Here is a 22,472-nt window from a genome sequence, read left to right on the forward strand (position 1 = left end):
CTCTCGAAAAAATGATAAATAAATTCTGGAAAACCAATCTGGTAAACCAGATTGGTTTTCCAAATATAGGTATATTTTATTATTAAGCAAATAATTTTAACAAAAAAGAAGAAATTGTAAATGGTTAACTAAAAAATTTAATTGGTAAAAAAACCACTTGGAAAGATAAATGACAGAAAATAAAAAACCTTAACAACTTTTTTTAAAGTATGTTAAGGTTCTTGTTGTGACCTCGACAGGATTCAAACCTGTAACCTCTTGAGCCGTAATCAAGTGCGCTATTCAGTTGCGCCACGAGGCCATTTTTGTGGCTGCAAATATAGTATTTTTATTAAAACATATGCAAATAATTAATTCAATTTTTAAATTGTTATTTTTGATACATGAATTACGATTTATTACAACAAAAATTTGCTAGTACTTTAGACGAAAATTTAATTAAAGAAATTTTTGAAAAAGGAGTATTCAAAAACTTCAAAAAGAATGAAATTATAATTGATATTAATCAACCTTTAAATTTCATTCCTCTTTTATTACATGGTGACATTAAAATTCTTAGAGAAGATAGTGATGGTAATGAATTACTAATTTACTTTTTAGAAGCTGGAGAAACTTGCACTATGTCGCTAACTTGCTGCATGGATACTTCAAAAAGTAAAATTAGAGCGGTTGCAGAAAAAGACACAAGCTTAATAATGATTCCAGTTAGCCAAATGCAACAATGGTTTCAAAATAATGAAAGTTGGAGAAATTTTATACTAAGAAGTTATCAAACTCGTTTTGACGAAATGTTAGAAGCTATAGACAATTTAGCATTTATGAAGATGGATGAACGTCTTTATAAATACCTAAGTAATAAAGCTGTACTCAATTCTTCAAAAACATTACATGTGAAACATCAGGATATTGCTGAAGATTTACACACATCTCGGGTTGTAATTTCTAGAATTCTAAAACAACTAGAAAACAAAAATAAAATAAAACTAGGCAGAAATAAAATAGAAATTATTTCTACTTAAGTAACATTTGTTACATAACAGAGTTAGACTAGAGTTTACTTTTGCTTATTGATTAAAATCTAAACATGGAAAATATTTTAAACCCATGGCCTTGGTATGTATCTGGGCCTCTTATTTCTTTTATAATGGCACTACTGCTCTACTTTGGAAAAACATTTGGTATGTCATCCAATTTACGAACCATGTGTACCATTGCTGGTGCAGGGAAATTTTCTGATTTTTTCAAATTTAATTGGAAAGAGCAATCTTGGAACTTAATAGTTGTATTAGGTGCTATTATTGGTGGATATATAGCAACTCATTATTTATCTAATGATAGTATAACAGACTTAAACCCTAAAACTATTAACGAGCTACAAAACATGGGGTTTGATAATGCAGGTAAAACATTAGTTCCTAATGAAATATTTAATTTAGATTCATTAGCCTCTACTAAAAAACTAATTTTATTAATAGTTGGTGGCCTTTTAGTTGGGTTTGGCACACGATACGCAGGTGGCTGTACTTCTGGTCATGCCATAGCAGGTTTAAGCAGTTTACAAAAACCATCTTTAATTGCTGTTATTGGTTTCTTTTTAGGAGGATTAATTATGGCTAATTTAATTTTACCTCTAATATTCTAGAATATGAAACATTTAAAATTTTTATTGGCAGGCATTATATTCGGAATTGTTTTAGTAAAATCTGAAGCCGTATCATGGTATCGCATATATGAAATGTTTAGATTTCAATCATTTCATATGTATGGAATAATTGGTACAGCAATAGCTTCTGGAATCTTATTTTTACAAATTTCTAAAAGAGGCCATTTTAAAAGTATAAAAGGTGCTGATATTTTTGTTCCAAAAAAAGAAAAAGGGTTTAATCAATATATCATTGGTGGTATTATTTTTGGTTTAGGCTGGGCACTTATTGGTGCTTGTCCTGGACCTATGTATATTTTATTAGGCTCTGGTATTTATAGTATGCTTATTGTTATTGTAGCTGCTATTGTAGGCACATTCATTTACGGCATAATAAAACACAAACTCCCCCACTAATATGGAAAACATTCAACTTCTAGGATATATTGGTGCTTTAGTTGTTGGTTTAGTTTTAGGTCTTATTGGAGGTGGTGGTTCAATATTAACCGTTCCTTTATTAGTATATCTTGTAGGATATAATCCTGTAGTGGCAACCGCCTATTCTTTGTTTGTTGTTGGTACTTCTTCTATAGTTGGCACCTATCAAAAACACAAAAAAGGATTAGTAGATTTTAAATTAGGGTTCGCTTTTTCATTCCCATCTTTTTTGGCTGTATATTTATCAAGAAGGTACTTAGTTCCTGGAATTCCTGATACCATATTAACTTTTGGTAATTTTTCATTAACTAAAGAAATAGCAATCATGGTGCTTTTTGCTGTCATTATGCTATTAGCTTCAATTTCTATGATTAGAAAACGAAAGGAATCTAATTTGCCTTCAACAAAGCAACCATATTATAAAACTTTTGTACAAGGATTAATTATTGGAACTGTTACAGGGCTTATTGGTGCTGGTGGTGGTTTTTTATATGTTCCTGCTTTAGTATTATGGGCTAATTTACCTATGAAAAAAGCTGTAGGCACATCTCTTATTATAATCACTATAAACTCATTAATAGGATTTATAGGCGATGTTCAAACTTTAGAGATTGAATGGGTATTCTTATTAACATTTACAATAATATCTATCATAGGAATTATATTTGGTGTATACCTTTCAAAATTTATAACTGGAGAGAAACTTAAAAAAAGCTTTGGAGTTTTTACACTCCTTATGGCTATATATATTATTTACAAAGAAATTGGCTAACTCAAATGTGACAAAAGTCACATAATTAATCATTAAGGATTAGTAATTTTGAAATTATCATAGAAATGAAAATAGAACAAATTTATACAGGCTGTTTAGCTCAAGGAGCGTATTACATAGAATCTAATGGCGAGGTTGCTATTATAGATCCATTACGTGAAACGCAACAATATGTAGATAAAGCGAATAAAGAACAGGCTAAAATAAAATACATTTTTGAAACGCATTTTCATGCCGATTTTGTTTCAGGCCATATAGATTTAGCAAAAAAAACAGGAGCAACTATTGTTTTTGGCCCTCGAGCCGAAACAGATTACGACGCCTATATTGCAAAAGATAATGAGGCATTTAAAATTGGTAATATTTCCATTAAAGTTCTACACACACCTGGACACACTTTAGAATCTTCTACCTTTTTACTTATTGATGAAAACGATAATAATCACGCCATTTTTTCTGGAGACACACTTTTTTTAGGTGATGTTGGCAGACCAGATTTAGCAATTAAATCTGATCTTACTAAAGAAGATTTGGCAGGTATGTTATTTGATTCTTTACGGAATAAAATAATGCCTTTATCAGATGATATTATTGTTTATCCAGCTCATGGTGCTGGTTCTGCTTGTGGTAAAAATTTAAGCAAAGAAACGGTTGGTGTTTTAGGAGAACAGAAAAAGACAAACTATGCCTTACGTGCTGATATGACACGTGATGAATTTATAGAAGAAGTATTGAGTGGTATGCCTCCACCACCGCAATATTTTGCTAAAAACGCGATGATGAACAAATCTGGCTATGATGCTTTTGAAACTGTTTTAAAAAAAGGAGATAACCCATTATTTCCTAAAGAATTTGAAGCTATTGCGAATCAAGAAGATGCTTTAGTTTTAGATGTTAGAAAAGAAGAAGATTTTATAAAAGGTCATATACCAAACTCTATTTTTATTGGCATTCATGGTGGTTTTGCACCATGGGTTGGAGCTTTAATTACCGATTTAAAACAACCTATCTTATTAGTAACTCCTGAAGGCAAAGAAAAAGAAACGGTTACTCGTTTGTCTCGTGTTGGGTATGATAATACTCTAGGCTATTTAAAAGGCGGTATAGACGCTTGGAAAACAGCTAAAAAAGACATTGAAACCATTGAATCTATTTCGGCTGAAGAGTTTTCTAGTCGATTTAAAAATGACGCAATTAATACGCTTGATGTTAGAAAAGATGGAGAATATAGATCTGAACATATAATTGGAGATCATGTGCAACACTTAGCATTAGATAATATTAACGATAACATGCATACAATTGATAAAGACAAAACGTACTATTTACATTGTGCAGGTGGCTATCGTTCTGTTATTGCTGCTTCTATTTTAAAAGCAAGAGGCTTTAATAATTTAATTGATATAACTGGTGGATTTGTGGCTATTAAAAACACCAAGACACCAACATCTAATTATGTTTGTCCTACAACATTGTAAAAACTAAATTAAAAGATAAGCAGATAAAAAAAAACATGGGAACCACAGATAAAGCTATAAGAGTTCTTGTAGCTATTGGAATTTCACTTCTTTACTATTTTAATATTATTGAAGGCTCTTTAGGCTATATTTTAATGGCATTGGCAATTATATTTTTACTAACTAGTTTTATTAGTTTTTGTCCATTATACAAACCTTTTGGAATTAACACTTGTAAAATAAAAAAATAAAACATCCTTTAAAAATGAATCATAAAGAAAAGTGATTATTGGATGTTACATGTGATAATGAAAAATAAAATTATAAACACATGAAAACGAGTTTTGAAATACAGAATTTAAAATGCAATGGATGTGCGAATACCATTCTAAACAAATTAACAACTATTGATGGTATTGAAAAAGTTTCGGTTGAAACAGAAATTAGTACAGTGACTTTCTTTTACCAAAATGAAACCAATATTTTAGAAGCTAAAAATTTATTAAATAAAATAGGCTACCCTGTTGTTGGAGAAAAGAATGCACTAACTACAAAAGCAAAATATTTTGTGAGTTGTGCTGTTGGAAAAATGAGTAAATAAGTATTATTGTACTTAAATAATTTCTGCACTTAAACCTGCATCTAGCAGCATCGTGCAACGCGGTTCTAAATCGTCGTACACTCCTGTTTTAACGGTACATTTCCCTTTGTAATGCACAAGCATTGCACATTGCTCTGCTTGTTCTGATGTATGATCGCAAGCATAAATTAATGTATCTATAACATGATCGAATGTATTCACGTCATCATTATGTAAAACAATTTCGTTTTGAGTTAAAACCTCTTCTTTTAGTAGAAATTCTTCTAATGTTTTTTCTCTTGTACTCATAAAAATTTTAATCTTTGGGGATTAATGATACTACTAATTTAAAAATTTTAGTGATACCCAATTGTTTCTTTCTAATTTTTCTTCAAATTTTAACATATGCTTTTCACATTCACTTTTAATGATTGGAATATCATCGTTGTAAAATCCGCTTAAAAACAACATGCCATTTTCATTCAAACAAGACGCATAGGTTTTCATATCTTGCAGAAGAATATTACGATTTATATTGGCTATAATAACATCGTATTTTTTTCCTTCCAAAACACTAGCATCGCCTTCTATAACGGTAATATGCTTACTATTATTACGCTCAACATTTTCAATACTATTTAAATAACACCAATTATCGTAATCTACAGCATCAATTGGTTTAGCACCTTTTATTTCGGCTAAAATAGCCAAAACACCTGTACCGCAGCCCATATCTAAAACCGATTTATCTTTTAAATCGTTCTTTAAAATATGCTGAATCATCATGTGTGTAGTTTCATGATGCCCTGTACCAAAACTCATTTTTGGTTCTATTACAATATCATATTGAGTATTAGGTTTTTCATGAAACGGTGCACGTACAGAACATACATCATCTACAACTATAGGGTTAAAATTCTTTTCCCATTCTTCATTCCAATTGGTTTGCTCTATATCTTCAAACGTATAGGTGATTTCAAACTCATCTGAATTTAAAATTTGAATATCTTCTAAAATAGATGCGTTCCATTCTTCTTTTTGAATGTACGCCGTAACGCCATCTTCGGTTTCAACAAAACTTTCAAAACCTGCATACCCTAATTCTGCAATAAGAATTTCAACAGCAGGTTGCATTGGTTGTACTTTAAAATAATAACCTATATAGATTGTATTAGACATAATTTTAGGAATTATATTAGCTGATTAGCCTCGCGTTAGCGATTGCAATGAAAAGCCCACAGCTATACCGATTTTTTATCGGGATAGTGAGGACTTGTAATGTAAAGCGCGACCCCGATTTTTATCGGGGTAACGCCCAAAATATTTTTAATAATTATTTATACTTAAAATGCAGTTACAATAGCTAAAAAGTCTTCTGCATTAAGCGCAGCACCACCAATTAAACCACCATCTACATCTGGCTTAGAGAAAATTTCTTTTGCATTTCCAGGCTTGCAACTTCCTCCGTAAAGAATAGATACGCTGTTTGCAACATCGTCGCCATATTTAGCCGCTAAAGTTTTTCTAATAAAAGCGTGCATATCTTGCGCTTGCTCTGGACTAGCTGTTTCGCCTGTTCCAATTGCCCAAACTGGCTCGTATGCTAATACGATGTTTTTAAAAGCATCGGCTTCTAAATGAAATAAGGCGTTGCTTATTTGACTTTCTACAACGGCTTCTTGATTGTCTGACTTTCTATCGGCTAATACTTCACCAAAACAGAAAATAACATCCATATTATTTTCTAGAGCAGCATCTACTTTTTTAGCTAATAAAGCATCGTCTTCTCCAAAATACTCACGACGTTCACTATGTCCTAAAATAACTGTTTTAATATCGATAGACTGTAACATTTTTGGAGATATTTCTCCTGTATATGCTCCACTTTCGGCAAAATGCATGTTTTGAGCAGCTACTTTTACTTTTGATTTTTTAGTTGCTTTAGCGACACGTTCTAAATTAACAAACGTTGGAGCTATGATAACCTTAGTTCCTTTTACTTTGTTTTTCTTAACTAATTTCGCAACTTGTTTTGCCAGCTTTTTAGATGCTGATAAATCATTGTTCATTTTCCAGTTTCCGGCTACGATATTTTTTCTCATAATGTTGTGTTAACCTCTAAAAAAGAGAGGGATATATTTATTTGAAATTTATTATTCTTGTATTTACTAGCAAAAATAGTTAATTTTTTAATGCTTCTATCAACTTATTGTCATCAGCTTCAATAACTTTAAATACAACGATTTCGCCAGCTTTATTTATGACCATGTATCTAGGAATCCAATCTAATTGTACAAAATTGCCAAAAACACCTTTCCAACCAGATTGCATAAAATAATGCTCGCCTTTTACCTTATATTTTTTAATGCCTTTTTTCCAAGCCTTATCTGTTTTATCTAAAGATAAAAACAGGTAAACAGCATCTTTAAATTCGCCTTGTACTTTTTTTACTTTTGGCATACCACCAACACAGTCTTTACACCATGAGGCCCAAATATCTATAACAACAGTTTTTCCTTTATAGGTTTCTAAAATATCTTTAAAAGCAATAGTGTCTCCTTTTAATGTTACGAATGTATCGTTTAAAGCTTCTGCTGAAAAATTAGTTGGCACAACATCTTGTGCTTTGCAATTTAAGACGATTAATAATAGGACTAATAAGGATGATACTTTTTTCATTATTTTATTTTTTTTGATGAGATTTCCGCCTATGCGGAAATGTAAAATTTATTCTAATTTAACTTTTGGATCTAACCAAACATAAATTAAGTCAACAAAAATGTTTATAATTACAAACATGGTTGCAATTATTAAAACGGCTCCCATAATTACAGGTAAATCTAATGTGTTTAAAGCGTTTACTATTTCTTTTCCCAGACCGTTCCATCCAAAAATATACTCTACAAAAACTGCTCCAGCTAACATGGATGCAAACCAACCCGAAATAGCTGTAACTACAGGATTTAAAGCATTTTTAACTGCGTGCCTTTTTATAATTTGAAATTCGCTTAAGCCTTTTGCTCGGGCGGTTCTTATATAATCTTGATTGAAAACTTCTAATAACGAATTACGCATCAATTGAATGACGACTGCTAATGGACGAATACCTAAAACCACAGCTGGTAATAGTAAGTTTTTCCATTTAATATGCATGGCTTCCCCAAAATCATCTAATTCATATAAGCTTCCTGTCATTTCTAGATTGGTATAATCATGCAAGATGTATCCAAAAAACCAAGCGAATAGAATGGCACTAAAAAATGATGGGATACTCATACCAAACGTGCTTAGAATCTGTATGACTTTATCGAGCCATTTATCCTTATAAAGTGCCGATATAATCCCTAAAAACACACCTAAAAGTATGGCAATAAAAATAGCTGACACAGCTAAAACAAATGTATTAGGCAAGGTTTCTGCTAAAACCTGACTTACCTTTTTACCTTGTTTTGTAAACGATTCTCTTAAGTAAGGTAATTTTAAAACGGTTGTTGTGTTTCCTATAGAAAATAAGGTTAGAGTTTGATATTTATTTTCTCTTAAAAACGTATAATTACTAGCGTCTTTTGAATGAAATGAAATGGGAGACAAATCGTTTATATAATACAAATACTGCGTACTTATGGGTTTATCGAACCCGTATTTCTGTTTTACAAGTGCTAATTGTTCGCTGTCTTCATTTTGCCCCAACATCATTTGAGCAGGATCTCCGGGAAGCACATTAAATAGTAAAAATATAACCGTTACCACTCCAAATAATGTGAGTAGTCCGTAAGTGATTTTATTTAGTAGGTAATTTATCAGTGGTTAGGTTTTAATGTCACTTCAACTATTCCTGTAAAAAATGTATTGTTTTGTGTATTTAATTCTTTTAATTGAATAGAATCTTTCACAACATTAATACTTTCAATTTTCAGTGTATCCAAAGCTTCAACAGCTTCCTTTGTTGAGGATTCTCCATTTATAAAGTAAACAACATTATTGTTATTTTCTTTTTTAGGTTCAGCTTTTCGTTCAACTTTAGGCAACTCCAAATCATCAATATCATTCCAGTGTACTTTCTGTTTAACGGTCCCTTTATCCAACTCTAAAATCCCAGGATTAGCACGAACAACTGTTTTTAACGCTTTTTCATCACATAAATACCATTCAAAATCGATATTATAAGCTTCATTAATGCGTTGCTTAGCATCTTCTCCTGATGCTGTTAAACCTATAATTTTATAATTATTTTTAATAGCTTCTTCTTGTAATGCTTTCAATTTTAAACCACCTTCTCGTTCAATATGCTCTAAACTATAAGAAATGACAACTATAAGATTATCTTCAGATAAGAACTGTTCGGTTAAATCATCTCCTTCAGTACTTTCCATTGTAAAATCATAAATAGATGGTTGATAACCTTCATCTATTATTTTAAACTCATAACTAATAAATTCACCTTTTACATCTGGGTAAGAACCATCCGTAGTAATTACTTTTTCTTCTCCATCTATATTAAACTTCCAATAAAATTCTTGTACTGGTTTTGCAGCATCTTCTGGAATACTCATGCCTTCGGTAATATTCTTTCCTATAGCATAAGCCCTAAAATCGAATGTTGGCAAATGCATTAATACGTGATAACCAAACCATAAACTAACAACAAAACCTAATAATGCTAATACGGTTGTTGGGAGTTTTCCAAATATGGGTTTGATATATTTCTTTCCAAAAAACAAGATGAGTATTAAAAACAATAAAACAACATCTTTTGTAAAACTTTCCCAAGGTGTTAACTTTAAAAAATCTCCAAAACAACCACAATCTTTAACTTTATCGAAGTAAGCTGCATAAAAGGTTAAAAAGGTAAAAAACACAATCATTCCTAATAAACTCCAAACCGTAAATTTAGGTTTATAGCCAATAAGCAAAAAGATACCTAAAACCACTTCAAAAACTACGACTAAAACCGAAATCATCAAAGCGTAAGGTTCTAAAGAAGGAATATTTAATACATCTTGACTAAAATATTCTTGTAGTTTATAGGAAAACCCAAGCGGATCATTCAGTTTTATAAACCCTGAGAATATAAATAATGTGCCTACTAATATTCTTGATATGTTTACTAATGCTTTCATTTGGTTATAATTATTCTTTTTTATCGGTCACATGTAACATTCATTTAATCATTTACTTGGATATCGAAAAATGTAGTTATGAATGTTTCATAATTTTTATTATTCCTGCCTTCGCAGGAATAACAATTACATTTCGTTTAAATGAATAAGCGCAAAAATGGCATAATTAATCATGTCTTGATAATTCGCATCAATTCCTTCGCTTACTAATGTTTTTCCTTTATTATCTTCAATTTGCTTAACCCTTAGTAATTTTTGTAAAATTAAATCGGTTAAACTACTCACACGCATATCTCTCCATGCCTCACCATAATCATGGTTTTTATCTTCCATCAATTGTTTGGTAATAGCAACTTGCTTTTCATACAATTCCTTAGCTTCTTCTGTCGATAAATCTGGTTGTTCAACTATGCCTTTTTCTAACTGAATTAAAGCCATGATAGCATAATTTATAATACCAATAAACTCGCTAGCTTCTCCTTCATCTACCTTTCTAATATCGTTTTGTTGTAAACTTCTAATACGTTGTGCTTTTATAAAAATCTGGTCGGTTAGCGATGGTAAACGTAGTATTCTCCATGCACTACCGTAATCACTCATTTTTTTAACAAATAAATTTTTACAGGTATCTATAACGGCATCGTATTGTTTTGAAGTATCTTGCATAAATAAATTGAATTTTGTGTAAATTTCGCTTAAATAGTTTAAAGTTCAAAAGTTTAAGGTTTAAAGTTTTTAAGACGACACTTGATGTTCCAAATTTAAAGTTTTAGGTTTGGAATTTGATATTTAAAATATTGAAATTTTTAGATTATGACTATAAATTGCAAAGGAAAACTTATTGATTTATCATCGCCAAAAGTAATGGGGATTTTAAACATTACACCCGATTCTTTTTTTGATGGCGACGCTCATAAAAACGAAAAAGAAGTGCTACTTCATGTTGAAAAAATGCTGGACGAAGGTGCTACGTTTATCGATATAGGCGCATACAGTTCTAAACCAAATGCCGATCATGTTAGTGAAGCCGAAGAATTAAGCAGAATACTTCCTATTGTAAATTTAGTTTTAAAAACATTTCCTGAAACACTCATTTCTATTGACACCTTTAGAAGCAACGTTGTAAAACAATGTATTGATGCTGGTGCTTGCATGATTAACGATATTTCAGCTGGAAATTTAGATGAGAACATGTTGCAAACTATAGCAAACCTACATGTTCCATATATTATGATGCATATGCGTGGTACACCACAAAACATGCAAAAGCAAACTGATTATGATAATCTTGTAAAAGATATTCTATTTTATTTTTCTGAAAAAATAGCAGATGCTAGAGCATTAGGTATTGTTGATGTTATTATTGATCCTGGTTTTGGTTTTGCTAAAACATTAGAACAGAATTACGAACTACTCAATAAATTAGAACTTTTAAATATGATTGAAAAACCTTTATTGGTGGGTGTTTCAAGAAAATCTATGATTTATAAAAAGCTAGAAACCACAGCCAATGACGCTTTAAATGGCACATCGGTTTTAAACACCATTGCATTACAAAAAAACGCTTCTATTTTACGAGTTCATGATGTAAAAGAAGCTATGGAATGCATTAAATTAGTTGAATCGTTAAGGAATTAAGAAAGCATGAGATATTATATTTTACTAATCACTACGTTATTTTTTTTTTCCTGCGGAAAAGGAAAAACGGTACAATTACCAGAAATAAGTCATTCTGAAATCTCAGAAATAAACGATGTTTCTGCTGCTTATTTGTTTTATGATGAAACTCAAAAAGACAGTGTAGAACTCAATAGAAAAAATCTTATTAGCACAACTAATTGGTTGTTTAACGTTGATAAACGCTTAACTCTGAAACAAGCCATTCCGCATATTAAATTTTTACAGGAGAAAAAGCAAAACTCCAGTCATAAAAATGAAAATTCTAAAAACTATTTTACTTGTAATGACACGAGTAAAAAGAATTTAGGATTTATTGAATTTACAGATGTTGTGTATCATAAAGAACCTGCTGGTGAATACTTTACCAAAATTTCAGATATTCCAAAGAATGTGAGACTCAGTATTACTTTCTCTAATAAAATTGAAATCATGGGGTTTATGGAAGATTTAATAAATAAAACATCAACTAAAGACAATTTAATTAACGATTTAAAAGATTTATTCAGCAACAAAGAACAAGACGTTGAATTAATTTTAAACTTTAGTGATAACTTGTCTTTTCAAGATTACATCACATATAAATCACTACTTTCAGAATTAGACATAGAGAATCTTACAATTATAAAAGACGAATTCATTTATTAACCCTTTTTTACTAAATTTACAAAAACCCATTACTATTGGAAATTTTTAATGACCTTCTAAAATTTGATTTTATAGATTACGTAGATGTTTTTCTAGTAGCACTTCTACTCTACTACATCTACAAACTGGTAAAAGGCACGGTAGCCATCAATATTTTTATAGGTATTATTATTATTTATTTGGTTTGGAAACTTACAGAGTTTCTAAATATGGAACTCCTCACGGGTATTTTTGGTGGTTTTATGAAAGTGGGAATTATAGCCTTAATTGTCGTCTTTCAACCAGAGATTCGTAAATTCTTATTAATGGTAGGTTCTACCAACTTTAATAGGCGACGTAAATTTTTAAAGCAATTCAACTTTTTAAAAACAGAAACTAGCGACGGTACCGATGTAGATGCTGTTATTTCTGCTTGTAATAAAATGTCGATGTCTAAAACAGGAGCTTTAATTGTTTTTGAGCGCAATAATAATTTAGATTTTCTATCAGATTCTGGTGATGAAATGAATATTAAAGTTACCCAACCCATTATAGAAAGTATCTTTTTTAAGAACAGTCCGTTACACGATGGTGCGATTATAATTAATGATAATGTTGTTAAAGCAACCCGCGTTATTCTTCCTGTAAATAATGAAAAAAACATTCCGCAACGTTTTGGTTTACGCCATAGAGCTGCTATTGGTGTTACAGAAAAAACAGATGCTTTAGCACTTGTAGTTAGTGAAGAAACAGGACATATTTCTTATTTTAAAGATGGTGAATTTGTGGTTTTTGAAGACACAAACGAACTAAACACTATGATTAAAAAAGATTTAACTTAAACACCTTCCTCCTGTAAAAACTGTACTTCGTACAAGTTTTTATAATAACCATCTTTCTTTTTAAGTAATTCGTTGTGAGTACCTTGTTCTACAATCTCACCAGCATCCATTACTATTATTTTATCGGCTTTTTTAATGGTTGTTAGTCGATGTGCAATCACAATAGAGGTTCTGCCATTGGTTATTTTATCGGTTGCATTTTGAATCAATTGTTCCGAATACGAATCTACCGAAGAGGTCGCTTCATCCAACACCAAAATACTCGGGTTTGTAACATACGCACGTAAAAACGAAATTAATTGTCGCTGACCAGAAGATAACATCACACCACGTTCTTTCACGTTATAATGATAGCCATCAGGCAGACTCATAATAAAATCATGAATACCAATATCCTTGGCAGCTTGTTTAACTGTTTCCTCGGTTATATCAGGATTATTAAGTGTAATATTATTTAAAATAGTATCAGCAAACAAAAACACATCTTGTAAAACAACCGCAATTTGAGTGCGTAATGATGCTAATGTTACCTCTTTAATATTAATACCATCAACCGAAATTACACCATCTTTAATTTCATAAAAACGATTCAATAAATTAATAATGGTCGATTTTCCCGCACCAGTAGCACCAACAATAGCAACCGTATCACCAGCATTTACATCAAACGAAATGCCTTTTAAAACTTCTTCATCTTCCACATAACTAAAACGAACGGTATCAAATTTTAAATCGCCTTTAAAATGTTCAGCAACATAAGTGCCATTATCATCAATTTGCGATGTGGTATCTATCACTTTAAACACTCTATTAGCAGCAACCATACCCATTTGAAGTGTATTAAACTTATCGGCTATTTGCCTTAATGGTCTAAACAACATAGGAATAAACATAATAAACAAGATTAAAACCCCTAGAGTAATTGTGCCTTCTAAAACCACATTTAATCCACCATACCAAGCCACTAAACCAATAGTAACAGATGATGACAAATCAGCTAAAGGAAAGAATATTGAGTTATACCAAATTGTTTTTAACCAGCCTTTTTTATGACGTTCGTTAATAGTTTTAAAAGCCTTGTATTCTGTTTTTTCACGCGTAAACAGTTGTAATATTTTCATGCCCGTAATACGCTCTTGCACAAAAGAATTTAAATTAGACACTTCATTACGAACTTCTTCAAAAGCACGTTTCATATACTTTTGAAAAATTCGTGTGGCATAAAGTAACACAGGAAGCATAAAAAAGACAATCAAGCTCAATTTCAAATTCGTGTAAACCATAACACCAAAAACAACAGCCATGGTTAACAAGTCTCTTACAATCATAAACAAACCTTGTCCAAAAATATCGGCAATACGCTCCATATCGGTTACGGCTCTGGTAATTAAAACACCTACCGACGAATTATCGTAATACTTCATTTTAAATTTAAGCAAATGGTCGAACAGTTTTACACGTACATCTTTTACCAAATTCTGACCTAACCAAGTGGCGTAATAAATAAACAACAACTGAAATACTGTTTGTAAAACCAAAACAGCAATCATAATCATTATGTAAAATAAAAAATCTTTAGGCTCTTTTTTAGCAATACTTTCATCAATGGCATATTGAGTAATCTTAGGAGTTGTTACGCTAAATACAGCAAGCGCAATTACTAATATAACTAAACCGAAAAACACACCTTTATAAGGTTTAATATATTCAAAAAGACGCTTAAATAGCTTAACGTCAAATATGCTTTCCTTTTCTTTAGTCATTATATTTTTATATCCTTTGGGTATTCAACTTCAGTTAAATATAAAGCATGTGCAGGCACCGAAAACCCAGCTTCACACCTGTTTTTAGATTGTATAATAGTGTGCAAATCACGCACTTCTATTTTACCTAAACCAACATTAATCATCGTACCAACAATAGCTCGCACCATATTACGTAAAAATCGGTTTGCTTTAATGGTAAACAGAAGTTCGCCATCAACCACAACCCACTCCGCTTTCATAATATCACAAAAGTATGTTTTAACATCGGTATTACTTTTCGAAAAGCATTGAAAATCTTTATACTCAAATAGAATCTCTGTAGCAGCTTTCATTTTATCAATATTTAAAGCCTGCTTTACGTAAAGCGCATCATTAACCGAAAACACATTCTTTTTTAAGGTTACACGGTATAAATACGTTCTGCTCACAGCATCAAAACGCGTATGTGCATCATCTTTTACTTTAAATACATCCTGAATAGCAATATCTTTAGGCAAAAAAGAATTCAGTTTAAAAACTAAATTGGTAGCATCAAAATTGCCATCATAATCAAAATGTGCAAACATTTGTTTCGCATGCACACCAGTATCAGTTCTACCTGCGCCCATAATAGCAATAGGCTGTTTTAACAACATAGACAATGCTTTTTCTAAAACCTCTTGTACCGAAATAGCATCGGGTTGATTTTGCCAACCATGATACGCACTACCACTATAAGAAAGTTCTATAAAATATCGCAAAAGCTCTACTAATTTTGTTGAAGCACAAATATAGATAGTTTTGTGCTTCCTATAAAACCTCGCATCTTAATTATATATTAAAAATGTGTTTTGGGCGTTACCTTTATCCTGAATTTAGTTCAGGTTAAAGGTCGGGCTTTACGCTATATCTTTTGCGAAAAAGCAAAAGGATGCCGCTGCAATCCCTAACGCGAGTGTTTGATGTGCTTTGTTTTTAGCTGTCTTTGAAGTGGTTCGTTTAACGGTTAGTATATGAAAAGTAGCGGATTTTTTGCACTTTCTTTTCGGATTATAACTGACCTTTATATAATTATCTATTATTCGTTTAAGCACCAAAAACCGCTGTTTTTTTTATATACATTGTTGGCAACAGTATTATATTATTTAAAATAGAGTCCTTTCTTTTCTAATTTACCAAAATATTTTTCATATTGTTGAATAGCATAGATATCCATCATACCCCCTATATAATCTAAAACATTTCTATCCCAATTTTCTGGAAATCTATAGTTTGCAGGTAATAACTTCATATCTTTATTATAGTCTTTGTCTGTATAAAGTCCAAATAATCGGGTTAATACATGTTTACCTAATTGTTCATATTCAATTATATCAGATTGTCTTTGAATTGTTTTAAAAGTTAATTTTTTTAATCCATTTGATAGTTTTTCTAAGCTCTTATATCCTAAAATATTTTCAGAAGTTAGCCCTACATCATTAATTAAAGTTGTAGCTAAAATTGAACTTAGTTCTTTTCTAAATAACATGGCGTATTCTTCTGATGTTCCATAAGTTTCAGATTTTGATGCAAATGATTTGGCTTTTTCGACTATTTTGGTCAAAATTTCAGATACATCATTATATTTTTCATTTATATTAAATTCATGTAAAAGTTCATCAATATTAAAGTACTTTAGTTTTAGTGAGTCTTCTAAATCGTGAACTGCATAAGCTATTTCATCTGCAATATCCATTATTTCACAATCAATTGTTTTATGGTTAATATTGTACTCTTTTAACCAGCTTTTGACTAAATCATAATCATTGTCATATAGAAATTTTTTATTTGTTATCTTTTCACTTTCTTTTTGTTTTTTTAAATATTTGACTGTTCCAAGCATTGTTCTTAAAGTCAAATTTAGACCATTAAAGTCATGATGGCGTTCCTCAACTGTTCGCAGTATTCTAAATGTTTGAGCATTTCCCTCATAACTTTCTTGAGAACAATTTCCTAAGAATATCTCTCCAGCATGACCAAAAGGTGGATTACCAATATCGTGTGCAAGAGAACAAACTTGAACAGTTTGAGTATCCTTTAATCTAAGCTTTTTTGCAATTGTTTTTGCAATTTGTGAAACTTCTAGACTATGAGTTAATCGATTACGATAAAAAACTTGGCTTTTAGGTACTAGCAACTGCATTTTACCTTGAAGCCTTCTAGCTGAAGATGAATATAAAACTCTTGAAAAATCAATGTCAGAATGACTTCTATAATAATAAGTGTTTCCTTTATAATCTTTATCAACTCTTATTTTACTAACTAATTCTAATTCAGCTTCTTTTTCTTTAATATAATCTTTTTCCTCTTTCATTTTTTTTATTTATTGTTGCCAACGACGTTGATATGAAACCGCTTTAATGTTTTATATCATACGATAAACGAATTTAGCTAAAATTTCCGACAAAGACAATGTAAAAATCTTAATCATCTCTTCTCCTCTTTTAAAACAATTATATATAACTTTACCAACATACATTCTAGTTACCATTCATGAAAAAAATATTACTCCTCTCAGACACGCATAGCTATATAGATAATGATATTTTAAAATATGTAAAACAAGCTGATGAAGTATGGCATGCAGGAGATATTGGCGATTTAAAAGTGACAGATGCCATAAAAAAACTAAAACCTTTACGCGGTGTTTATGGTAATATTGATGATGCACAAGTACGTTTAGAATTCCCAGAACACAATCGGTTTATGTGTGAAGATGTTGATGTTTGGATAACGCACATTGGTGGCTATCCGCCAAAATACAACGGCAGAGTTATTGAGGCTTTAAAACAAAACCCACCTAGACTTTTTATTTGTGGGCATTCGCATATTTTAAAAGTTATGCCCGATAAGAAATTACATGTATTGCACATGAATCCGGGTGCGGTTGGAAAACACGGATTTCATAAAACCAGAACCATGTTACGCTTTACTATTGATGGTAAAAAAATTGACAATTTGGAGGTTATTGAATTTCCGGTGAGGCATCCACAAAAATAGCCCTTCCTAATTACTTTATAACACATATTAGTTAACAATCATATTTTAAACAATTTTAATACAAGAACGATGTCATTCCGAACGAGGTTCGAGGAGGAATCCCATCCTTATGAGATGTCTCGTCGCTCTTACTTCGCTCTGTCGACATGACAAAACACTATTTATCATTAAAATTCACTTAGAACTTACCTTAGTTACTAATTTTAGCACACTTGCCCGCGTTAGGGATTGCAGTGGTTAGCTTTTGGCGAGCGGACGCTTCGAGCCAAAACTATGAACGAAAAGCCCGACCTGTTCCTGAACTAAATTCAGGATAAAAGGTAACGCTAAAAACCCTAAAAAAGCACCAAGACTTCTATAGATTAACCGTAGATTTGCAGCGATTTAAAAACAGTAAACATATTATTTATGAGTCAAGTAAAAGAAAATGATACGGTAAAAGTACATTACACAGGAAAATTAAGCAATGGACAAGTTTTTGACAGCTCGTTAGAAAGAGAGCCTTTAGAAATTACATTAGGTCAAGGTGCACTTATTCCTGGTTTTGAAAAAGGTATTATTGATATGAAAGTAAACGAAAAGAAAACAATCAATATTCCTGTTGAAGAAGCTTATGGCGATGTACGACAAGAGTTGTTTTACGAAGTAAAGAAAGAACAACTTCCGCAAGATATGGCTCCTGAAGTAGGTATGGGTCTAGCATCTAAAGATGAACAAGGTAGAGAAACACAATTTCGTGTGGCTGAAGTTAAAGAAGATCATATTATTGTTGATGCTAATCACCCTTTAGCAGGACATGAATTAATATTCGATTTAGAAGTTATTGAAATAAAATAATAATTTATTTTATAGTATATAAAAAAACCCAAAGTTTTCACTTTGGGTTTTTTTCGCACTAATACTACTAAGATGTTAGGTTTATCGTAATCGATCTACAGATTTTACAAGATCTTCATCCTTCTTAATGGCTTTATTGGCTAAAACCAAAAACACGATAGAAATAATAGGAAGAAACATCCCAATACCTTTCTCAGAAACCGCCGTCTCTCCAGATATATTTAGAGATTGATATACAAAAAATCCTAGTAAAAAAAAGTTTAATATGATGTTAAGACGCCCCAACATAAATTGAGACTTCCTGTTTTTGTACTTAAATATAGTAATGATTGCTAATAATGCCGATGCTAAAAAAGCAACAAATACATAATTAACATCCATAGCAAATACTTTAAATTGGTCTGTTGTAGACCATAAATCAAACACAAAAATTAACCCCGCAGAAACTCCTGCAGCGATTAATAGATATATGGTTTGAATACGTTGTAGCATAAATTTTAAAAACTAGATGGCAAAAATAGTAGTTTCTTTTTTAAAATTAATACTAAAAATTAAAATAAAGTTGTATAATTGCATTATAAATCCTCAATAACCGCATTAACAGGTTATTAATTCTTCAGAATAAAATCATTATTTTCAGAATAACTCAAAATTTATTATTCAAATAAATATCACATATAAGCATCAATGTTTGAAATTTCACAATTAAAAGAAAAAAAACTCGCTGATTTACAGGAGATTGCAAGTAAACTGAACGTCCCAAAATACCGTTCTTTAAAAAAATTAGATTTAGTTTACCAAATATTAGACACTCAAGCTGCCGATCCAAAAGCGGTTTCAGCAGTTGTTGAACCTAAAAAACCTACTGACAATACAACTGAAAAACCTAAGCCAGTAGCTAGAAAACCTAGACAACGTGTACAAAAGCCTAAGCCTATTAAAAACATACCTAATAAGCCTGCTGAAAAAGCTCCAGAACTTCCTTTAGAAGAAGTAAAAGCTGTTGACAATAAAGTAGAAGAAACTAAAACAGTTGAAACTTCTGAAAAACCTAAAGCGCATGTTCCTAACAAAAGGGAAGAGCAAAAAACAGAGAATAAACCAAATCCTAGACCTCAAAACGATAGGAAAAACGATAATCAACAAAAACCTAAACCTAGACCTCAACAAAAAAGAGAACCTAATCACCAAAATAAAAATCAAAAAAACGGCAACGTACACAGTAATAATGGTAATAAGGATAGCCGAAACCGCTACCGTGAACCAGATTTTGAATTTGATGCCATTATTGAAAGTGAAGGCGTTTTAGATATTATGCAAGATGGGTATGGGTTTTTACGCTCATCTGATTATAACTATTTATCATCACCAGATGATATTTATGTATCGCAATCTCAAATTCGTTTATTCGGATTAAAAACAGGAGATACTGTTTTAGGACATGTAAGACCTCCAAAAGAAGGTGAAAAATATTTTCCTTTAATAAAAGTTAGTAGAATAAATGGCCAAAATCCTAATGTAGTAAGAGACCGTGTAGCTTTCGAACATTTAACGCCGTTATTTCCGCAAGAAAAATTCAACCTTGCCGAAAAACAAGCCACTATTTCTACAAGAATTATGGATTTATTTGCCCCTATTGGTAAAGGGCAACGTGGTATGATTGTATCGCAACCTAAAACGGGTAAAACCATGTTATTAAAGGATGTTGCTAATGCTATTGCAGCAAACCATCCAGAAGTTTATCAAATGATATTATTAATTGATGAACGCCCTGAAGAGGTTACAGATATGCAACGTAATGTACGTGGCGAAGTTATTGCTTCTACCTTTGATAAAGAAGCACATGAGCACGTAAAAATTGCTAACATTGTTCTTGAAAAAGCAAAACGTTTAGTTGAATGCGGTCATGATGTTGTGATTCTTTTAGACTCTATTACACGTTTAGCAAGAGCATACAATACCGTACAACCTGCATCTGGTAAAATATTAAGTGGCGGTGTAGATGCCAACGCGTTACACAAACCAAAACGTTTCTTTGGTGCAGCTCGTAACATTGAAAATGGTGGTTCTTTAACCATTATTGCTACAGCACTTACTGAAACAGGTTCTAAAATGGACGAAGTAATTTTTGAAGAATTTAAAGGAACGGGTAACATGGAATTACAATTAGATAGAAAAATATCTAACCGTAGAATTTTCCCTGCTATCGATTTAACATCTTCTAGTACGCGTCGTGACGACATCTTATTAGATGCGAACACGATACAACGTATGTGGGTAATGCGTAAATACCTTGCCGATATGAACCCTGTTGAGGCTATGGAGTTTATAAACGATCGTTTTAAACAAACCAGAAATAACGAAGAATTTTTAATATCCATGAACGGATAACAAAAATGAAACCTAGACACCAGCTTTAAGTTTCTAATACAATTGTATTCCCGTAAAACAGGAATCTAAACTAAACATTAAACTAACAACCACTAAGCCTCAGCAATTTATTGTTGAGGTTTTTTCATTTTGGGCGTTACCCCAAGGGTCGCGCTTTACGTTCATAGTTTTGGCTCGATGCTTCCGCTCGCCAAAAGCTAACCACTGCAATCGCTAACGCATTCATAATTTCGTTAATTAAAAATAAGCAAACAATTAAAACACGAACTTTTATAAAAACAAAAAACGACCACTTTAAAAGTGATCGTTTTCAAGTACTAATATTATTTTTTATAAATTAATAGTCATTTAAAAGATCTCTATATTCTTTTAAATCGGCTATATTCATTTTATTATCAAGATTCTTTATAAGAGAAATTAAATACTTAAGACTCTCTACTGGATTAGAATCGGCCTCTAACACAACACCTTCTTCAATTGGCTCATCGTCAATAATAGGAATAAGAAACGACTCATTAGCTTCTATGTGCTCGTAAGTCAATCTAAGTACTTTTACTACTAAAGGTATTTGTGCTTCTAAAGCAAATTCTCTTAATACCTTTAAATCTTCAATTAATGTATCTGTATTAATACCTGTTTCATCCAGGTTAGTCAGAATTTTGTCGATTAATTTAATTGCTTTTTTATTTTCCAAAAGGGTAAGATTATATAATTAATTAACTTTTTTATAATTGCAAATTTAAATTTTTAGAAATCAAAATCAGTCATTTTTTTATGATTTTGTTTGTTAAAATTTAATCATTTCAATAATTCTTTAAAAAAGCATTATAAAAAATGAATGCATACAAAAAAAGCTTTTCATTACTGAAAAGCTTTTAATAATTTATTTAAACTTTATTTATGTCTTATAAAGCAGCTACATGCTTAGCTAAACCAGATTTAAGGTTTGCAGCTTTGTTTGCATGAATAACATTTTTCTTAGCTAATTTGTCTAACATAGAAACAACAGAAGTAAATAATACTTCAGCTTCTTTCTTATCTGTTAACTCACGTAATTTTTTAATAGCATTACGAGTTGTTTTATGTTGATATTTATTAACTAAACGTTTCGCTTCGTTACTTCTAATTCTTTTTAATGCTGACTTGTGATTTGCCATTTTATTTTATTCTTTCTTTATTAAAAAATTGTAGCCCGTAGGGGAATCGAACCCCTCTTACCAGGATGAAAACCTGGCGTCCTAGCCGATAGACGAACGGGCCATTTGTTTAAGAGTGCGCAAAGATAAATTTAATTTACAAAACTGC

Annotated in this window: 26 protein-coding genes and 2 tRNA genes; 13 read left to right on the forward strand and 15 right to left on the reverse strand. The window is 31.3% G+C overall.

Going from position 1 to position 22,472, the window contains the following annotated elements; genetic code table 11:
* Positions 1-227: 227 nt before the first annotated feature.
* Positions 228-301, reverse strand: a tRNA-Arg gene (locus ACH5TW_RS03905).
* A gap of 82 nt (positions 302-383) precedes the next feature.
* Between ACH5TW_RS03905 and ACH5TW_RS03910 the strand changes: the two genes are divergently transcribed.
* The 7 genes from ACH5TW_RS03910 (at position 384) to ACH5TW_RS03940 (ending at position 4,910) form a co-directional block, all read left to right on the forward strand.
* Entirely contained in the window at positions 384-1,019 is a 636-nt protein-coding gene (locus ACH5TW_RS03910; RefSeq protein ID WP_439335173.1) for a Crp/Fnr family transcriptional regulator, read from the forward strand.
* Positions 1,020-1,084: 65 nt separating this feature from the next.
* The gene (locus ACH5TW_RS03915; RefSeq protein ID WP_439335174.1) at positions 1,085-1,642 is read left to right on the forward strand and encodes a YeeE/YedE family protein; all 558 of its coding nucleotides are present in this window, start codon (positions 1,085-1,087) and stop codon (positions 1,640-1,642) included.
* 3 nt (positions 1,643-1,645) lie between these two features.
* Positions 1,646-2,059: a DUF6691 family protein gene (locus ACH5TW_RS03920; RefSeq protein WP_439335175.1), complete on the forward strand. Its 414-nt coding sequence runs from the start codon at positions 1,646-1,648 to the stop codon at positions 2,057-2,059.
* 1 nt (position 2,060) lies between these two features.
* Entirely contained in the window at positions 2,061-2,852 is a 792-nt protein-coding gene (locus ACH5TW_RS03925) for a sulfite exporter TauE/SafE family protein (RefSeq protein WP_439335176.1), read from the forward strand.
* Between the two features lie 65 nt (positions 2,853-2,917).
* Positions 2,918-4,330, forward strand: coding sequence for an MBL fold metallo-hydrolase (locus tag ACH5TW_RS03930; RefSeq protein WP_439335177.1), 1,413 nt, complete (start codon positions 2,918-2,920; stop codon positions 4,328-4,330).
* Positions 4,331-4,365: 35 nt separating this feature from the next.
* On the forward strand, positions 4,366-4,560 hold the full coding sequence (locus ACH5TW_RS03935) for a YgaP family membrane protein (protein WP_439335178.1): 195 nt from the start codon (positions 4,366-4,368) through the stop codon (positions 4,558-4,560).
* An 80-nt stretch (positions 4,561-4,640) separates the two neighbouring features.
* Positions 4,641-4,910 (forward strand): heavy-metal-associated domain-containing protein, encoded by a 270-nt coding sequence (locus ACH5TW_RS03940; protein ID WP_439335179.1) that lies wholly within the window; start codon positions 4,641-4,643, stop codon positions 4,908-4,910.
* Between the two features lie 12 nt (positions 4,911-4,922).
* Here the strand turns inward: ACH5TW_RS03940 and ACH5TW_RS03945 are convergent, their stop codons facing one another.
* The 7 genes from ACH5TW_RS03945 to ACH5TW_RS03975 form a co-directional block, all read right to left on the reverse strand.
* On the reverse strand, positions 4,923-5,198 hold the full coding sequence (locus ACH5TW_RS03945; RefSeq protein WP_439335180.1) for an ATP-dependent Clp protease adaptor ClpS: 276 nt from the start codon (positions 5,196-5,198) through the stop codon (positions 4,923-4,925).
* 33 nt (positions 5,199-5,231) lie between these two features.
* Entirely contained in the window at positions 5,232-6,068 is an 837-nt protein-coding gene (gene prmA, locus ACH5TW_RS03950; protein WP_439335181.1) for a 50S ribosomal protein L11 methyltransferase, read from the reverse strand.
* A 164-nt stretch (positions 6,069-6,232) separates the two neighbouring features.
* Positions 6,233-6,991 carry a triose-phosphate isomerase gene (gene tpiA, locus ACH5TW_RS03955; protein WP_439335182.1) on the reverse strand — a complete coding sequence of 253 codons (759 nt, stop codon included), beginning with the start codon at positions 6,989-6,991 and terminating at the stop codon, positions 6,233-6,235.
* 79 nt (positions 6,992-7,070) lie between these two features.
* Complete coding sequence (locus ACH5TW_RS03960; protein WP_439335183.1) at positions 7,071-7,568, reverse strand: TlpA family protein disulfide reductase; 498 nt, start codon at positions 7,566-7,568, stop codon at positions 7,071-7,073.
* A gap of 48 nt (positions 7,569-7,616) precedes the next feature.
* Positions 7,617-8,693: an ABC transporter permease gene (locus ACH5TW_RS03965; RefSeq protein WP_439335346.1), complete on the reverse strand. Its 1,077-nt coding sequence runs from the start codon at positions 8,691-8,693 to the stop codon at positions 7,617-7,619.
* Positions 8,690-10,009: a BT_3928 family protein gene (locus ACH5TW_RS03970; protein WP_439335184.1), complete on the reverse strand. Its 1,320-nt coding sequence runs from the start codon at positions 10,007-10,009 to the stop codon at positions 8,690-8,692. Before ACH5TW_RS03970 ends, ACH5TW_RS03965 begins: the two co-directional genes overlap by 4 nt.
* Positions 10,010-10,135: 126 nt before the next feature.
* Positions 10,136-10,675, reverse strand: a complete 540-nt coding sequence (locus tag ACH5TW_RS03975) for a DUF1599 domain-containing protein (RefSeq protein WP_439335185.1) — start codon at positions 10,673-10,675, stop codon at positions 10,136-10,138.
* A 147-nt stretch (positions 10,676-10,822) separates the two neighbouring features.
* Between ACH5TW_RS03975 and folP the strand changes: the two genes are divergently transcribed.
* From folP to ACH5TW_RS03990, 3 genes are read left to right on the forward strand one after another with little or no spacing between them, the layout of a single operon-like run.
* Positions 10,823-11,647 carry a dihydropteroate synthase gene (gene folP, locus ACH5TW_RS03980; protein WP_439335186.1) on the forward strand — a complete coding sequence of 275 codons (825 nt, stop codon included), beginning with the start codon at positions 10,823-10,825 and terminating at the stop codon, positions 11,645-11,647.
* A 6-nt stretch (positions 11,648-11,653) separates the two neighbouring features.
* Positions 11,654-12,334: a hypothetical protein gene (locus ACH5TW_RS03985; protein WP_439335187.1), complete on the forward strand. Its 681-nt coding sequence runs from the start codon at positions 11,654-11,656 to the stop codon at positions 12,332-12,334.
* Positions 12,335-12,369: 35 nt separating this feature from the next.
* Positions 12,370-13,155 carry a diadenylate cyclase gene (locus tag ACH5TW_RS03990; RefSeq protein ID WP_439335188.1) on the forward strand — a complete coding sequence of 262 codons (786 nt, stop codon included), beginning with the start codon at positions 12,370-12,372 and terminating at the stop codon, positions 13,153-13,155.
* Here the strand turns inward: ACH5TW_RS03990 and ACH5TW_RS03995 are convergent.
* From ACH5TW_RS03995 to ACH5TW_RS04005, 3 genes are all read right to left on the reverse strand, one after another.
* Positions 13,152-14,918, reverse strand: a complete 1,767-nt coding sequence (locus ACH5TW_RS03995) for an ABC transporter ATP-binding protein (RefSeq protein ID WP_439335189.1) — start codon at positions 14,916-14,918, stop codon at positions 13,152-13,154. The genes ACH5TW_RS03990 and ACH5TW_RS03995 overlap by 4 nt on opposite strands.
* On the reverse strand, positions 14,918-15,661 hold the full coding sequence (truA, locus tag ACH5TW_RS04000; protein WP_439335190.1) for a tRNA pseudouridine(38-40) synthase TruA: 744 nt from the start codon (positions 15,659-15,661) through the stop codon (positions 14,918-14,920). Before truA ends, ACH5TW_RS03995 begins: the two co-directional genes overlap by 1 nt.
* Positions 15,662-16,041: 380 nt before the next feature.
* Positions 16,042-17,253, reverse strand: coding sequence for a deoxyguanosinetriphosphate triphosphohydrolase family protein (locus tag ACH5TW_RS04005; RefSeq protein ID WP_439335191.1), 1,212 nt, complete (start codon positions 17,251-17,253; stop codon positions 16,042-16,044).
* 179 nt (positions 17,254-17,432) lie between these two features.
* On the opposite strand from ACH5TW_RS04005, the gene ACH5TW_RS04010 reads away from it, so the two are divergent.
* Both ACH5TW_RS04010 and ACH5TW_RS04015 read left to right on the forward strand, forming a co-directional pair.
* Positions 17,433-17,939, forward strand: coding sequence for a metallophosphoesterase family protein (locus ACH5TW_RS04010; protein ID WP_439335192.1), 507 nt, complete (start codon positions 17,433-17,435; stop codon positions 17,937-17,939).
* Positions 17,940-18,347: 408 nt separating this feature from the next.
* Positions 18,348-18,776, forward strand: coding sequence for an FKBP-type peptidyl-prolyl cis-trans isomerase (locus ACH5TW_RS04015; protein ID WP_439335193.1), 429 nt, complete (start codon positions 18,348-18,350; stop codon positions 18,774-18,776).
* Positions 18,777-18,857: 81 nt separating this feature from the next.
* Here the strand turns inward: ACH5TW_RS04015 and ACH5TW_RS04020 are convergent, their stop codons facing one another.
* Complete coding sequence (locus ACH5TW_RS04020; protein ID WP_439335194.1) at positions 18,858-19,268, reverse strand: DUF4293 domain-containing protein; 411 nt, start codon at positions 19,266-19,268, stop codon at positions 18,858-18,860.
* A gap of 195 nt (positions 19,269-19,463) precedes the next feature.
* On the opposite strand from ACH5TW_RS04020, the gene rho reads away from it, so the two are divergent.
* The gene (rho, locus tag ACH5TW_RS04025) at positions 19,464-21,167 is read left to right on the forward strand and encodes a transcription termination factor Rho (RefSeq protein WP_439335195.1); all 1,704 of its coding nucleotides are present in this window, start codon (positions 19,464-19,466) and stop codon (positions 21,165-21,167) included.
* Between the two features lie 337 nt (positions 21,168-21,504).
* On the opposite strand, the gene ACH5TW_RS04030 is transcribed toward rho, so the two are convergent.
* From ACH5TW_RS04030 to ACH5TW_RS04040, 3 genes are all read right to left on the reverse strand, one after another.
* Positions 21,505-21,861: a hypothetical protein gene (locus ACH5TW_RS04030; RefSeq protein WP_439335196.1), complete on the reverse strand. Its 357-nt coding sequence runs from the start codon at positions 21,859-21,861 to the stop codon at positions 21,505-21,507.
* Between the two features lie 211 nt (positions 21,862-22,072).
* Entirely contained in the window at positions 22,073-22,324 is a 252-nt protein-coding gene (rpsT, locus tag ACH5TW_RS04035; RefSeq protein WP_439335197.1) for a 30S ribosomal protein S20, read from the reverse strand.
* 31 nt (positions 22,325-22,355) lie between these two features.
* Positions 22,356-22,427 (reverse strand) — tRNA-Glu (locus ACH5TW_RS04040).
* Positions 22,428-22,472 lie beyond the last annotated feature (45 nt).

Origin of the sequence: Thalassobellus sediminis (assembly GCF_044386045.1) — a bacterium.
GTDB lineage: Bacteria > Bacteroidota > Bacteroidia > Flavobacteriales > Flavobacteriaceae > Thalassobellus > Thalassobellus sediminis.